The organism is Leeuwenhoekiella sp. W20_SRS_FM14 (genome assembly GCF_052119605.1).
Classification (GTDB): domain Bacteria; phylum Bacteroidota; class Bacteroidia; order Flavobacteriales; family Flavobacteriaceae; genus Leeuwenhoekiella.
The window spans coordinates 250,140-264,794 of record NZ_JBGQOK010000001.1 but is presented as its reverse complement, the minus strand read 5'-3'; the positions used below and the strand labels follow the sequence as shown (position 1 = coordinate 264,794).

The following is a 14,655-nucleotide window of genomic DNA, read 5'->3' as shown; positions in this document are numbered from 1 at the left end:
GTTTATACGACTATTACACACATTCTAAACCGGCTTCAAGATCTGCAATAAGATCTTCGTGGTTTTCTACCCCTACAGATAATCGTATTAAACTTGAAGAAATACCCATGCGTTTTTTCAATTCAGGATTTACTCCTGCATGCGTCATGGTATCAGGATGTTGTACCAGACTTTCGGTACTTCCTAAACTAACAGCCAATTTGATTAAGTTGAGTTTGTTAAGTAGTCTAAACGCTTCTGCTTCTTCTCCCTTTATATCAAAAGCAATCATTGCTCCGGGTGACGTATATTGACGTTTATAAATATTATAAGCTTCGGTTGACTCTTTTAAAGTACCCAGATAATATACTTGAGACACTTTAGGATGCTTCTCTAAAAATAACGCAATTTCCTGAGCGCTTCTCGCTTGCTGTTCCATACGTACTTTAAGCGTTTCAAGACTTCGTAACAGTAACCAGCACGTATGCGGACTCGCCATATTTCCTAAAAAAGTGCGCAAGACCTTTACGCGTTGCATAATCTCATTTGAGCCTAATACTGCCCCTGCTATAAGATCACTATGTCCGCCTATATATTTAGTGGCTGAATAAATTACCAGATCTGCACCATGTTTTAATGGGCTGCACCAAATAGGTCCCATATAGGTATTATCTACAGCCAGATAAACTGCTTTTTCTGCCGTGCTATAGCGCGTTGCCAAGGCTTTGCACATCGCAATATCTATCAACTCATTAGTTGGGTTTGCAGGGGTTTCTATATAAATTAATGCCAGATTTTTTGCGAGACCACTAGCTTCAAGCAATTGAATAATTTCTTCCTGAGTTTGGTCTGGTCTAAAACCTAATGCATGTACACCCACACTTTGTAGATAGTGGGTAATAAAATGATCTGTGCCACCATACGTAGGCATACTATACAACAATAAATCCCCGGGTTTTAAAAACTCGAGAAGTACCGTACTTATGGCAGACATACCGCTTTCAAAAACGGCACATTGATCTGCCTCATCCCATAAGCAAAGACGCTCTTCAAATATTTGAAGATTGGGATTATTTATACGGCTGTAAATAAGACCTGTTTCTTCGTCTTGATCTTGTGCTCGCAAACCATAAGCCACCTCAAAAAAGGCTTTTCCGGCCTCTGCGGAATCAAATGCAAATGTTGAAGTTTGAAAAACTGGAGGTTTAATTGCTCCTTCAGATAATTCGGGCTTATAGCCGTGTGACATCATTAAACTTTCAGGATGCATTTTAGATTTCATAGCTGCGCTTTTAGGTCTCAATTACTACAAATGTAATTTTTTAAGGAAACCATTTTATCTTGTGATAATTTTTACCTAAATATTCCTGTAATAGTTTTAAATACAGGAATAATTTATATTTTTCAATAAATATTCATATTTAAAACGGAAAACTTCCTATGTACACCTTAGATAAAACAGATAAGCAGTTACTCGAAATCTTACAACATAATAGTAAAACGCAGGTAAAAGAAATTACCGAAACGGTTAACCTCACTAAAACGCCTATTTACGACCGTATAAAGCGTTATGAGCAGGAAGGTATTATCAAAAAATATGTTGCAGTTCTCGATACTCATAAAATTGAAACGGCAATGGTAGTTTTTTGCTCGGTTTCTTTAGACAGTCAACAAATAGATGGAATCAATGCATTTAGCAAAGCACTTGCAGATATCCCTGAGGTTATTGAATGTTATTTACTGGGTGGTGCAAATGATTTTTTACTGAAAGTTGTGGTTAAAGACCTTCAGGCGTATCACGAGTTTTCTTCAGGCAAGTTGGCCGCCCTGCCCAATGTGTCTCAAATAAAAAGCAGTTTTGTTTTAAATGAAATAAAGCGCTCAACTGTAATTCCTCTGTTTTAAGGGAAACTCTAGCTTATAAATTCAATCTAGACTTCTACGTTTTGTCTAAGTCCAGGTTGAATCAATCGTTAACAACTCACTCCACTGCGTGGTATATCGTGGACTTCGGTCTTTTTTAATCAATTCCCATTGTTTCTGACGGTTACCTACCAGACCCGAATTTACAGTTGATTTACCGTACTTCTCATTCAGCTTATCTACCGTACGCATTAATGCTGAGCGGCCTTCTGGATTTGCAGCCTCAAACAGATTCATTTGTACAAATTCCTGCGGAATGAGTCCGCTTAAATTCACACCTACTTTTTTATAACGGTAACCCGGTTTATAAATAGTTTTTAAGGCCTTTGTAGCTTCACGGGTTAAAATAAACGTATCATTAGTAGCTGTTGAGAGTGTCACGGTAACACTATTAGAATATTGTGCATCTCGATCACTGTGATAATTAGTTTGCAAAAACACCTGAATAAATTGAGCACAAGAGTTTTGTTTACGTAGTACCTCACTCACTTCACTAATATAAAAAGCACAGGCTTCTTCAATCAATCCCAAATCAGTAAGTTTTGATCCAAACGACTTTGCAGTGCCTATTGCTTTTTTAGCTTTTGGCAACATCTCAAGACTCAAACACGATTCACCGCGCAACTCACGCCAAATGCGCTCGCCCACTACGGTCATATGTTTACGCACCCAATCTAAAGATACTTCATAAGCAAATTGATACGCGGTAAAAACACCTCTGTTATTTAGACGCTGGCAATGCTTTTTTCCTATTCCCCAAACCTCTTTTATGACCGCATCTTTAAGTGCTTGTATACAGCGCTCTTCGGTATCTAATACACATACGTGATTATAACCTGGGATTTTTTTTGACATTCGGTTTGCTAATTTAGCAAGTACTTTTGTAGGTGCGACCCCAACTCCTACGGGCAAACCTGTATTTCTTAATATCGTATTTTTTATAAGATGACCATGAGTATTAAGATCTACAAACTTCATATTAGCGAGATCTATAAAAGACTCATCAATACTATATATTTCTACATTAGGTGAAAATTGCTTTAGCGTATTCATAACACGTTGAGACATCTCGCCATACAGCGTATAATTTGAAGAAAAGAATTCTACGTGGTGATCTACCAGTAGTTTTTTTATCTTAAAAACCGGCTCAAACATAGGAATCTGGGTTAATGCCTTGGCCTCTTTATTTGCAGCAATAATACAACCGTCATTATTACTTAAAACCACCACCGGTTTTCCCCATAAATCGGGTCTAAATACTTGCTCACACGAGGCATAAAAACTATTACAATCTACCAGAGCAATCATTACAACGCATGAATTATATAGGTTATAACTCCCCACAGCATGACCTCGCTATCTTTTTCAGTTAATTTAGTGATACGCTCAACTTTAAAATCACCGTCACGCACTACCACCGCAAGCTTACCCAGAGCCGCATGCAGCGAACGGTCAATTATCAATACGTCCTGATCGCGTATCGTGTATTCACTCCACCCATTTCCTTTTACGCGAATAAAAAAGGTGGCATCTCTGTTTTTAGTAAGAATTAAATTGAGATCAAGCGTACTTTCAAGATAATGTGTCGCCGGACTCGGAAATCCGGTTTGTTCAGAACTTCCCGCTTTGTGGGTCTGTTCGGGTCTTTTTATTTTATGTAACTCATCAAATTCCATAGAGGTCAAAATTATGGAATATTTCCAACAAATAGGATTTTATCCTGTTAAATTAGAAAGAGAATAGAAATTTTGAAGCTGTTTTAAAAATTATATATTTAGCCCAAAATCGAGTTATGCGTAAAATTGAGAGTATCAGTGTTTTTGACATGCTAAAAGTAGGAGTTGGTCCGTCAAGCTCACATACTTTAGGTCCCTGGCGTGCTGCCGTGCGATGGATTCAAAAATTGAAAGCCAACAATAAATTTGATAGCGTAACCCAAATTACGGTAGAATTATACGGCTCCTTAACACTTACCGGAAAAGGCCACGCTACCGATATTGCGGTTCTCTTAGGGCTCGAAGGTTTAGACCCTACAACATTTCCTATTGCTGAAATTACAACAGTAATAGATCGTATTACCACGCAAGAACAGCTGCACTTCAACAGGGAACGCACAATAGGTTTTACACCAAAAAAAGACATAATATTCAATAGAAAATTTAAAGAATTTCATCCTAACGGAATAACCTTTAGAGCACAATTAGCTTCAGGCAAAAAGACTTCAGATACTTATTATTCTATAGGTGGTGGTTTTGTGGTTCAGGAAGAGCGTAAACGATCAAAAATTAAACAACAACAATTAAAGGAATTTCCATTTCCTGTTGAATCAGGCTTAGAACTTCTCGCCTATTGCAATGCTGAAAATAAAAAAATATCAGAAATCGTCTGGGAAAACGAGAAATCACTAGCGACTGAAGAAACTATCAATCACGGGCTGCATCAAATTTGGGAAGTAATGCTCGACTCCATGTATACAGGATGTCATACCGAAGGTATTTTACCGGGAGGCCTCAATGTACGCCGAAGAGCTTTTGATACGCATAAGACGCTCATAGGTGAAAGCAAATACAGCAATGCACACGAGTGGATTGAGTGCATACGCGGCACAGAAGTAAAATTTAGACAAATCCTAAAATGGGTATCCTGTTTTGCTCTGGCGGTAAATGAAGTGAATGCATCGTTAGGTCGCGTGGTTACCGCACCTACTAACGGGAGTGCAGGCGTTATCCCTGCGGTGATGATGTATTATTTAGTGATTGAAAATCACGATGCCAATTTTGATGACATTAAACAATTTATGCTGGTCGCTGCCGAAATAGGAAGCTTGTTTAAAAAAGGAGCAACCATATCTGCTGCAATGGGTGGTTGCCAGGCAGAAATAGGCGTATCTAGTGCAATGGCTGCAGGTGCCCTTACCGAACTTATGGGTGGTTCTCCTGAACAGGTATTAATGGCAAGTGAGATCGCGATGGAGCATCACCTGGGCTTAACCTGTGACCCTATTGGGGGATTAGTACAAATACCGTGTATAGAACGCAATGCAATGGGCGCAATTAAAGCAATTAACGCGTGTGAGATGGCTCTGGATACCGACGCTAAGAATGCAAAAGTTCCGCTAGATAAGGTTATTGAAACGATGTGGCAAACAGCTAAAGACATGAATTCAAAGTATAAAGAGACCAGTGAAGGTGGTCTTGCTGTAAATGTTGCTTTAAGCGACTGCTAACGCAGTTCTAGCCGCTTTAATAACTGCCGTATTTCTTTAGATGCAGCGTAATCTGCTACAGATTTATTGGCGACTGTTTCAGCTTCGGGCAATGCACCATTGCGTATTAATTTTGTAATTATAATTTCATTGTCAACCCCGCCCTTCACAGCCCAGTGTAATGGGGTTTCGCCCAGATTATTTTTAGCATTTACATTTACTCCCGCTTTAAAGAGTTCATCCAGTAAGACCTCATCACCTTCTTCATAAGTTGCTGCTATTAAATGTAATGGTGTATTGCCTTCAGCATCAGTTACGGTAACAGATAAGTCCTGGCTAATAAGTATAGGTATGGCAGCGTTAAAATGAGTTTTTGCTGCTTTCAATAAATCTTCAGCGTGAGCTAAGGCACCTCTTCGCAAGGCAAGAATTAATGCAGTTTCGTTCTTATATTGAAAAGCAGCCTCAAATGCCAAATCAGGTTTATTAACTAGACCTATCAAATAATCTACAGCTACATTTTTTTTACTTTTAATAGCATTTATTAGAAATCGTTCTTCTAAAATATCAGGATTTGATTGTTCTAAGAGCTGTAATACAATAGGTTGGTTTTCCAAAGCAATTGAAAGATCTAACGCTTCTTGAGTAACCTGGACACCTTGCCTAATTGCCATTGTAACAAGCTCCGGATTTTGAAATTTAATTAAATCAAGCACTACCAGGTTTACATCTATTTGCCCGGTCTCTAGCAATCGTCTTACCAAATCCTCATTACCCAGCGCGACTGCTTTCTGAATAAGACTGGCATCTTGAGCGATAGCTCCAGCTTCTATCAAATATTGAGTCAGCGCAGTGTTGCCAACACTAACGGCTTCTACAAGTGCAGTCTGGGGTTTTCCGCCCATAGAAATCAATAATGCTAGAAGCTCTTGATTATTATTTTTAACGGCTTGTATCATTTGAGAATCAGCATCAAGCACTACACCTTTTTTACTGAAGGTATAGCGTGCAAAATCCAGTTCATTTAAAGCTACCGCAGTATTCAAACCCGTTTGAGAGTCTCCTTCATACGTGTCTAATACGTCTTTAAATAACTCAAAATCCTTTTGCCGCACAGCATACTCAAAAACGGAATTGGCATTTGCTCCCTTTGATAAACTCAACCGCACCGCATTTGTATTTTTTGATTTTAAAGCTTGTGAAAGAGCAAATTCTGCAGATCCTCCAGAATCTAAAGCTTTGTTTAGAATATCAAGATTATTGTTTGCAATAGCCGTACTTAAAACCTCATCGGTTATTTCAACGGCTCCCTGAGTAATAAAATAATCAAATAATTGCGTATTATCAGAAGTAGCTACAACCTCAATCACTCTAGGCGAATTTTTTGATACTGCTTTTACCAGGTCAAGCACTTCCTGATTTTTGGTATCTATTGCAAGCTTTAATATTTCAGGATTTGACACCGCACCATAACCAATAAATTTTTCGGTTAACTCTTTATCTGCATTGGCTACTGCTAGTGCCAGCATATTTTCTTCGGCTACAAAACCGTTATAATCTAAAGACATCAAAGCCTTTATAACTTTATAATTCTGCAGTTTAGCAGCAAAGGCAACATCATTATTAACCGAGGTTGCTCCTTCTCTCAACAATGCATAAACGACTTCGGGCTCCTGATAGGCTACCGCTTTGTAAATCATATTGTTTTTAGGTTTAGCACCCCGTTCTAAAAGGGCAATTGCTTTTGCTTTGGTGAAATAATCTGGATCAAAAGCCAGGTCCAGATCCTCTGTGGTAGGTTTTACTCCAAAATCAAATACCTGATTCAATAAATAGGCATCATCAAAATTCTGAATTAATGCTTTGACCACGCCATTTGTGCGCCGTGAAGCTCCTTCAAAATAGAGCTGCTCGAGATCCTGCATGGAACCACTTGCCGCGGCAGCTACAACTTCAGAATCTAATGAGTAGTCATAGCCGGTACTAAAAGACTGTAAAGCTTTTTTAGTTTTTACCAGTTCAAGGCTATACGTCACTTTAAATACATCATTATCTATGGTTGTGATGGTAACCTCTTTGTACACCGGTTTAACAAGTGCCTCCTTAAAATAAGTATGCGCGTCTGTTGTTCCTGAAACAAATAAGGTAGTTCGCTTCTCCCCTTTTACCAATTTTTGAGTGTCATCCCAAACACTAACATATGCATTTTTTAGTTCTTCAGGTGAAATGATAAAATCAAGCATTTTATTCACATTAATCTCTTCATCTGTAAGTAATGTGTTTAAATCTAAACCGTTGTAATCTATGAGTGCGGTGGTTTTCATAGGTTCGCCGTGCTCATTAAAACTGCCAAAAAACAAATCACCTATATAACTTTTTGTGTCTTGCTCTTCTGTGCCTACACTCTGCTTAATTAGCTTACCTATCTTTTGCGTAAACTGTAATGAATATTTTTTAAAGAATTCTGAAGAACGTTCTTTTGCCTGCCAGGAAACCGATTTTTTAATGGCGGCATCAATCGCTTCCTGCAGCATAAAACGCTTGTCTTGCAGATTTTCTAATTCAGGAAAATTCTTAGTCGAAAGTAAATTGGTAAGCGCTACCAGATTGGCGTCAATAACTACAGCATTAGCTGAAGTAACTGTTTGCTCCCAGCGCTCATCCCACGCTTCTGTAGTCTCGCCCCCAATTGTATAATATTGTGCAGGGGCAAGATGTATATGAGGATCTGTTATTGGCGAATTTTGCTGTTGTTGTGCTATAGATTTTAAAACGGCAGCTCTAAATTCATTTTCAGAATATGGAGACTCAATGTAGTCTTGCCTGCGTATCGCATTTTTACTTATAAAAGTACCACCATAAGTAAGATGCTCTGCGTAATGTGTACCAAATTTTGATATAAAACCTTGCGGAGTTAAATCTCTACCCAGTCTAAAAACTGCATCTCTAAAGTCTTTAGAAAGTGTAGTTTCTAACAACCGGCGCTCATAAAGGGGTTTCTGTCGTAAACAAAAAACGACTAAAAATTCGTCTGATTTATCCAACGCATCATTAGCATTATATACTGAAGAAAATCGTGATGAATAAGCTCTTGCAGAAGTATCTACTTTTAAAATATACTTCTCAAATTCATAAGCTGATTTAACAAACTCGTAGTTAAGTTGTGATTTCCGGGTGGTTTTAAGCTTTGATGTTTCCTTTAAATTTTCAGTATTAAAAATTAGATTATTATCACCCGATACAACTGAATTCTTATTAAAATTCAACAGATCTACAAATCGAATATCTACAGAAAAACCGGGATTTAGTGTGTACCCTTCTGCTGTTTGTTCCTGCGCTAAAACACGTATAACACTAAGAAGCACGATGCAATAGAAAAACCTGAAATTAATCAAAACCTTAATTTTTTATTTTAGTTAATAAAAATTAGATCAAGGGGATGACTACAAAAATTAGGGATTGAAAAGATAGGCAATTACTTGTAATCTAATTTAAAAACTAGTTACAATCTTCTGTTTTTCGGGTATCTACGATATAAAAAATTTTCCACTGCTTTTCTATATACATAAGCTGAAAATTATTTACACCACAATGGCTTCGTTTATAATCTACATAAAACTCATAAGGTGTCCATACATTTGCCATAACTCCATCTGAGGTTACTTTATAATCTAAAATGCGCTCCTGAAACACGGTAGTTTCTGGTATGGAGGCTATAGATTTTAAAAAATCATTAAAGTTTGAAGTTGTTAAGTTTAGCGCTCCAGTTTTTCCCTTAGCTATAGACTGCATTCTAACTTTAGGGTGAACTAAATCTCTAAGAGCAACGGTATCTTGCTGATGAAAAGCATTAAAAAATGCAATAATGGTTTCTTCAGGTTTAGGTTGATCCTGAGCACTCAAGCTGCAGCTTAAGCAAAAAACAATAAGAAGAATTAAGGTTTTCATATCTGTATAAGGAGCATAGGTAGTTAATGCTTTAGTAATTTACTACTTTTACGCGCACAAAAAACTGTTACGATGTCTGCAATCAAAAAAGAATATAAACGTATTACCGTAAAATCACTTACCGAGATGAAATCTCAGGGTGAAAAAATTGCAATGCTTACGGCATACGATTACACTATGGCCACTATTGTTGATCGCGCCGGTATAGATGTGATACTCGTAGGAGATTCTGCATCTAATGTGATGGCAGGTCACGAGACCACATTACCTATAACATTAGACCAGATGATCTATCACGCGTCTTCTGTGGTACGCGCAATTAAACGCGCACTGGTTGTTGTAGACTTACCTTTTGGGAGTTATCAAAGTGATCCTAAAGAGGCGTTGCGCTCTGCTATACGTATTATGAAAGAGAGCGGCGGACACGCAGTTAAATTAGAAGGTGGTACCGAAATTAAAGAATCGGTAAAGCGTATTCTTCACGCAGGTATTCCTGTAATGGGACATCTGGGATTAACACCACAATCCATCTATAAATTTGGGACCTATACTGTACGTGCAAAAGAAGAACAAGAAGCTCAAAAGCTGAAAGAAGACGCGCTTCTTCTGGAACGATTGGGATGTTTTGCAGTGGTACTGGAGAAAGTACCTAACCAGCTTGCCCGTGAAGTTGCAGAGAGCCTTACTATACCGGTTATAGGTATAGGTGCCGGTAACGGGGTTGATGGTCAGGTTCTGGTTATGCACGATATGCTGGGAATGAGTCAGGAATTTAGTCCGAGATTTTTAAGACGCTATCTGGACTTACACACCCAAATGACCGGAGCTTTTGAGCAATACATCACCGATGTAAAGTCTCTAGACTTTCCTAACGATGATGAGCAATACTAAAAAATGCGAAAGTAGAAATACAAAATCGCAATAGAGCCTTTACTATTGAATCTAGAATCTACACATAGCACAAAAGACAATCTTCAGGTACTTTTTGAAGACAATCATATCATTGTAGTCAATAAACGTCCCGGTGATATTGTGCAGGGAGATAAAACCGGTGATAAACCGTTAAGCGAAGTGGTTAAAAGTTATATTGCTGAAAAGTATAACAAGCCGGGAGCGGTATATCTGGGAGTTGTGCATCGCCTGGACAGGCCTACGAGTGGTATTGTCATATTTTCAAGAACCTCTAAAGCCTTGCCTAGATTAAATAAATTATTTGCCGAAAAAGAGGCTAAAAAAACCTATTGGGCTATAGTAAAAAATCTACCACCTAAGCCAGAAGATACCCTGGTGCATTACCTCAAACGCAATCCCAAACAAAATAAATCATATAGCAATATTAAAGAAGTTCCCGATAGTAAAAAGGGGATTTTAGACTACCGTATTATTCAGGAATTAAACAACTATTATCTTTTAGAAATAGATTTGCATACCGGGCGGCACCATCAAATACGCTCCCAATTAGCAGCTATAGGCTGCCCTATAAAAGGGGATTTAAAATATGGTTTTGACCGAAGTAACCCTGATGGAAGTATTCACCTGCACTCTAGAAAATTAAGCCTTACACACCCTGTAACTAAAGAACAATTAACTTTTGTAGCTCCGCCACCCGCTGAAGATGCAATCTGGAAGGCCTGTGTTTAGTTAGCACTTAGAAGAAATTCTAGTTGCCATAAAACTATTTAAAACCTTAGGTACTACTTTTTGTTTCGGGCAGTTCTTAAACTCTCAATAACTACCGCACTTAGAATTAAAAGTCCGCCAAAAATAGTTGCTAATTTAGGTACCTCTCCCAGTAGCAACACACCCAGCAAAATACCATACACCGGCTGCACACTACTAATGATACTAGCCGTAGTTATTGAAAAGTAACGGAATGTTAGTAAAAATAAAGTATGCCCTATAGCCGTCGTCAAAAGTGCCAGTGCGAGAATGAAGAACAAATTATCCTGTAACGCTTCCGCAGAAGTTTGAAAACTAAGCGGAATAAGTATAATACCAACGATTACCACCTGATACCACATTAATAAACTTCCGTGGTATTTAGACACTTGTTTTTTCATTAAAATATTACGTAACGCATACGCTAAAGCAGACCCTATACCAAAAGCAACAGCCTGTGTGTATTCATTTTCAAAATCTAAATCGGGTATTAAAAAAGCGATTCCTGCCAGGACGAGAATACCCAAAAAGAAATGGATTTTCTGAAAAGGTAACCGAAGCATTAAGGGCTCTAGAATACTGGTTAAAGCCGGATAGGTAAAAATCGTAAGCATACCTATTGCAACGTTGCTTAGCTGTAAGGCTTTGAAATAAGCAACCCAGTGAATGCCCATTAAAATACCACCTAATAAAACCTGAACACGATCTTCCTTATAAATTTTAAGGTCTATCTTTTTCCATCTTAAAAACAGAAATAAAAAACCCGCAGCCAATAAGGCGCGCCAACCTATGGTAACTACAGGAGACATTGTCACTGCTCTGCCTAAAACACCACTGGTGCTTACTAAGAGCATTGCAAGATTGAGTTGTAATATGTTTTTTATAAACGTATTGGGTGCTGTTGACAAACTATTAGATTTGGGTATTTGTTATTTGATGTTTGTCACGTATTAAATTAATTTCTTTACAAACATCTTTTTTCTTTTATAGCAATTCTTAGATTTCTTGTCTTCTGTCTAACTGCTATCGATTTAAAACCTGAGCTTTTTCTTTAATGATTTCGGCTACAGGACGATTTTGAATTCTGCTGTCTAACCAACTTAAAATATCAAGGTATAAAAAGGCGCGACGCTCATACGGGTCTTCTTCATAAACCTCGAGACGTTCTCTCAGCTTTTTGAATTCGTTTTTAATTTCGCCGGGAAATACTTCTCCCAGATTTCTTAAAAATTTAATCATTTCTTTCTGTACTTCGTGTAAATCATCCATCTTGATTAAAAACTTAAACGTGCTTTTTAATAAGGTTTCCAGATGATAATCCATACCGGCTTCATAATGAGCCACCAAATTTAGAATTCGGGCAAAACACATCAAATCTTCTCGCATCTTTAGCGATTTATTATTGATGATGCGTCCCAGATACTCAATACACTTTTTATTTTGGCCAGAGCCAAAATATAAACTTGCAATTTTATAATAAAACACCATAATATGATGCTCATCCATACGCTGGCGCGATTGTTTTAGGTATTTTTCAATCGTATTAATCAAGCCATCATCTGTTGTAAAATCGCCCACCATAAACTTTAAATTGAGTTTATGAGAATAGACATATAAGAATTCTAAAATTTCTAAATTGTCGCTACGCGGAAAATCTTCAGTTTCTAATCTGTTTTCAAGTCCTTCAAGAACTTCTTTAAACTTAGTATGGTGTTTTAGATAAAAAAGAGACTCCAATAAGTAATGATTTCCTTTTAAATAGAAAACAGGGTTTCTGCTTATCATTGAAGGGTTTTCTTCAAAAAGCTCAACTAAACGGGTTGCATATTTATAACACGAGACAAAATCCTGTATAAGAAAGCTATACCACAAAAATGCCTTATACAACCACAGCTTCTCTCTAAAACCTAGCGTGCTCAAATCATAATTAGGTATTGCGTTGTTGAAGTAGGCGGTAATTTCTTGCTTTTCTTCATCACTACGCACATATCCTGTTTTAAGCATAATGCCGTACAGCTGCAATGATAAATTTGACAGTTTACTGGTCATCAAATTTTGTTCACTTAAATCTTCTGCTTCTTTTGCAAGCTCTTCTGCACGCGTGCTCATACTGCGTGTGATGTATTGAGTTTCTATTACCTTTTCTAATTCTACAATCTCATATGCTACATTTTTCTCTTCATTGTCTATCGCCATATGTTTGGCTTTCTCCAGCAATTTTAGCGATTGTTGATACAAGCCTTTTTGATACAAAACTGTTGCAAAGTCTAGCTGTTCGCGTATTTGTACACGTATATTTTGATGCGCAGGACTTAACCGCAGCGAGATAAGAATTTGCTTGTATAAATGTGCTTTAAGGTTTGAAAGTTGCTGTTTTTTTACAATGTTATTCTTGAAAATTTCAGTTTCCTCATACGTATTCATCTTATCGAGAAGATTAAATAATTGCAAGTATTTAGAATCTGCATTTCCGTCAAGACGGCCTACATAAAGTTTAAATTGTCTCTTTTCAGACTTCGACAATGACTTAATAAGCACATAAAGAGAATCTTTTGAATCATTTGCTGTTGTAATGATTTTACGCATAATTATTTGATTTTCAATAATTTAAATAACCCAAAAATTACTTAAACATCGTAGGGTATTCACCAAAGAGAATATCAAAAGTACCACCATTCTCTATATTCACAATTAAATTGAGAAAAAATCCACTTATGAGTGATAACAAAGTCCAAATTTTTGACACCACCTTGAGAGACGGGGAACAAGTTCCCGGATGCAAATTAGATACCAATCAGAAATTGATTATAGCTGAGCGTCTCGATCTTCTGGGGGTTGATGTTATTGAAGCCGGCTTTCCTATATCGAGTCCCGGAGATTTTATATCTGTTGAGGAAATCTCAAAACTGGTAAAGAACGCCACAGTTTGTGGTCTTACCCGTGCGGTTAAAAAAGATATTGAGGTTGCCGCTCAAGCGCTTAAATATGCTGTAAAACCACGTATACATACGGGTATAGGCACCAGTGATTCACACATTTTACATAAATTTAAATCCACTCGTGAAGAGATATTAAAGCGTGCTTATGAGGCTGTCGCGTATGCTAAAACTTTTGTTGAGGATGTTGAGTTTTATGCAGAAGATGCAGGCCGTACCGATAATGAATATTTAGCTCGTGTTTGCGAAGCTGCGATAAAAGCGGGTGCAACCGTTTTAAATATACCTGACACTACAGGATATTGTCTTCCTGAAGAGTACGGAGCAAAAATTAAATACCTTAAAGAAAATGTAAAAGGTATTGAAAAGGCAATACTTTCTTGTCACTGCCACAACGACCTTGGGCTTGCAACAGCAAACTCTATTGCTGGTGTAATTAATGGTGCACGACAAATAGAATGTACTATTAACGGTATAGGTGAGCGTGCCGGAAACACCTCTCTTGAAGAGGTTGTAATGATCTTGCGTCAACATCCTACTCTAGGTTTAGACACCGGTATTAATTCCCGTTTATTATACGATACCAGTAGAATGGTAAGTGAAAAAATGGGTATGCCGGTGCAACCAAATAAAGCTATTGTAGGATCTAACGCATTTGCACACAGCAGCGGTATTCACCAGGATGGCGTTATTAAAAACCGGGAGACCTATGAGATTATGGATCCTGAAGAGGTAGGCGTTACCGAAAGTGCTATAGTACTTACCGCTCGTAGTGGTCGTGCTGCTTTAGCTTACCGTTCTAAAAAGGTGGGTTATGAATTAACTAAACTTCAGTTAGACGAAGTCTATGATGTCTTTCTTACCTTTGCAGACAAGAAAAAAGAAATCGTAGATGAAGATATTCATGAGATTATGAAAGTTGTGAAAATTGAAATTCCGGCGGAAGTTTAATTCACTATAAATAAATACATTAAATAAGGATTCTGCTTTTAGAATCCTTATTTT

At 37.6% G+C, this 14,655-nt stretch carries 12 protein-coding genes; 5 read left to right on the top strand and 7 right to left on the bottom strand.

What is annotated here, in order from left to right:
- Positions 1-13: 13 nt before the first annotated feature.
- On the bottom strand, positions 14-1,261 hold the full coding sequence (locus ACEN25_RS01100; RefSeq protein WP_441801252.1) for a cystathionine gamma-synthase family protein: 1,248 nt from the start codon (positions 1,259-1,261) through the stop codon (positions 14-16).
- A gap of 158 nt (positions 1,262-1,419) precedes the next feature.
- On the opposite strand from ACEN25_RS01100, the gene ACEN25_RS01095 reads away from it, so the two are divergent.
- Entirely contained in the window at positions 1,420-1,884 is a 465-nt protein-coding gene (locus ACEN25_RS01095) for an Lrp/AsnC family transcriptional regulator (RefSeq protein WP_028375735.1), read from the top strand.
- 45 nt (positions 1,885-1,929) lie between these two features.
- On the opposite strand, the gene ACEN25_RS01090 is transcribed toward ACEN25_RS01095, so the two are convergent.
- Both ACEN25_RS01090 and ACEN25_RS01085 read right to left on the bottom strand, forming a co-directional pair.
- The gene (locus ACEN25_RS01090) at positions 1,930-3,210 is read right to left on the bottom strand and encodes a Y-family DNA polymerase (RefSeq protein WP_441801251.1); all 1,281 of its coding nucleotides are present in this window, start codon (positions 3,208-3,210) and stop codon (positions 1,930-1,932) included.
- Complete coding sequence (locus ACEN25_RS01085) at positions 3,210-3,578, bottom strand: S24 family peptidase (RefSeq protein WP_441801250.1); 369 nt, start codon at positions 3,576-3,578, stop codon at positions 3,210-3,212. The genes ACEN25_RS01090 and ACEN25_RS01085 overlap by 1 nt, the downstream gene beginning before the upstream one ends.
- 116 nt (positions 3,579-3,694) lie before the next feature.
- Between ACEN25_RS01085 and ACEN25_RS01080 the strand changes: the two genes are divergently transcribed.
- Positions 3,695-5,128 (top strand): L-serine ammonia-lyase, encoded by a 1,434-nt coding sequence (locus ACEN25_RS01080; RefSeq protein ID WP_441801249.1) that lies wholly within the window; start codon positions 3,695-3,697, stop codon positions 5,126-5,128.
- Here the strand turns inward: ACEN25_RS01080 and ACEN25_RS01075 are convergent.
- Together ACEN25_RS01075 and ACEN25_RS01070 are read right to left on the bottom strand one after the other, a co-directional pair.
- Positions 5,125-8,502: an ankyrin repeat domain-containing protein gene (locus tag ACEN25_RS01075; protein ID WP_441801248.1), complete on the bottom strand. Its 3,378-nt coding sequence runs from the start codon at positions 8,500-8,502 to the stop codon at positions 5,125-5,127. The genes ACEN25_RS01080 and ACEN25_RS01075 overlap by 4 nt on opposite strands.
- A 103-nt stretch (positions 8,503-8,605) precedes the next feature.
- Entirely contained in the window at positions 8,606-9,055 is a 450-nt protein-coding gene (locus ACEN25_RS01070) for a nuclear transport factor 2 family protein (protein ID WP_441801247.1), read from the bottom strand.
- A gap of 72 nt (positions 9,056-9,127) precedes the next feature.
- Between ACEN25_RS01070 and panB the strand changes: the two genes are divergently transcribed.
- Together panB and ACEN25_RS01060 are read left to right on the top strand one after the other, a co-directional pair.
- Positions 9,128-9,946 (top strand): 3-methyl-2-oxobutanoate hydroxymethyltransferase, encoded by an 819-nt coding sequence (panB, locus tag ACEN25_RS01065; RefSeq protein WP_441801246.1) that lies wholly within the window; start codon positions 9,128-9,130, stop codon positions 9,944-9,946.
- A gap of 45 nt (positions 9,947-9,991) precedes the next feature.
- The gene (locus ACEN25_RS01060) at positions 9,992-10,696 is read left to right on the top strand and encodes an RluA family pseudouridine synthase (RefSeq protein WP_441801245.1); all 705 of its coding nucleotides are present in this window, start codon (positions 9,992-9,994) and stop codon (positions 10,694-10,696) included.
- Positions 10,697-10,749: 53 nt separating this feature from the next.
- Here the strand turns inward: ACEN25_RS01060 and ACEN25_RS01055 are convergent, their stop codons facing one another.
- Positions 10,750-11,622: a DMT family transporter gene (locus ACEN25_RS01055; protein WP_441801244.1), complete on the bottom strand. Its 873-nt coding sequence runs from the start codon at positions 11,620-11,622 to the stop codon at positions 10,750-10,752.
- 115 nt (positions 11,623-11,737) lie between these two features.
- Positions 11,738-13,300 carry a hypothetical protein gene (locus ACEN25_RS01050; RefSeq protein ID WP_441801243.1) on the bottom strand — a complete coding sequence of 521 codons (1,563 nt, stop codon included), beginning with the start codon at positions 13,298-13,300 and terminating at the stop codon, positions 11,738-11,740.
- A 128-nt stretch (positions 13,301-13,428) separates the two neighbouring features.
- Between ACEN25_RS01050 and ACEN25_RS01045 the strand changes: the two genes are divergently transcribed.
- Entirely contained in the window at positions 13,429-14,601 is a 1,173-nt protein-coding gene (locus tag ACEN25_RS01045) for a 2-isopropylmalate synthase (RefSeq protein ID WP_081817335.1), read from the top strand.
- The last annotated feature ends 54 nt before the right edge of the window (positions 14,602-14,655 follow it).

Coding starts and splice junctions, on each gene's coding strand:
- ACEN25_RS01100 (WP_441801252.1), bottom strand. CDS start 1,261: ATGAAATCTAAAATGCATCCTGAAAGTTTAATGATGTCACACGGCTAT.
- ACEN25_RS01095 (WP_028375735.1), top strand. CDS start 1,420: ATGTACACCTTAGATAAAACAGATAAGCAGTTACTCGAAATCTTACAA.
- ACEN25_RS01090 (WP_441801251.1), bottom strand. CDS start 3,210: ATGATTGCTCTGGTAGATTGTAATAGTTTTTATGCCTCGTGTGAGCAA.
- ACEN25_RS01085 (WP_441801250.1), bottom strand. CDS start 3,578: ATGGAATTTGATGAGTTACATAAAATAAAAAGACCCGAACAGACCCAC.
- ACEN25_RS01080 (WP_441801249.1), top strand. CDS start 3,695: ATGCGTAAAATTGAGAGTATCAGTGTTTTTGACATGCTAAAAGTAGGA.
- ACEN25_RS01070 (WP_441801247.1), bottom strand. CDS start 9,055: ATGAAAACCTTAATTCTTCTTATTGTTTTTTGCTTAAGCTGCAGCTTG.
- panB (WP_441801246.1), top strand. CDS start 9,128: ATGTCTGCAATCAAAAAAGAATATAAACGTATTACCGTAAAATCACTT.
- ACEN25_RS01050 (WP_441801243.1), bottom strand. CDS start 13,300: ATGCGTAAAATCATTACAACAGCAAATGATTCAAAAGATTCTCTTTAT.
- ACEN25_RS01045 (WP_081817335.1), top strand. CDS start 13,429: ATGAGTGATAACAAAGTCCAAATTTTTGACACCACCTTGAGAGACGGG.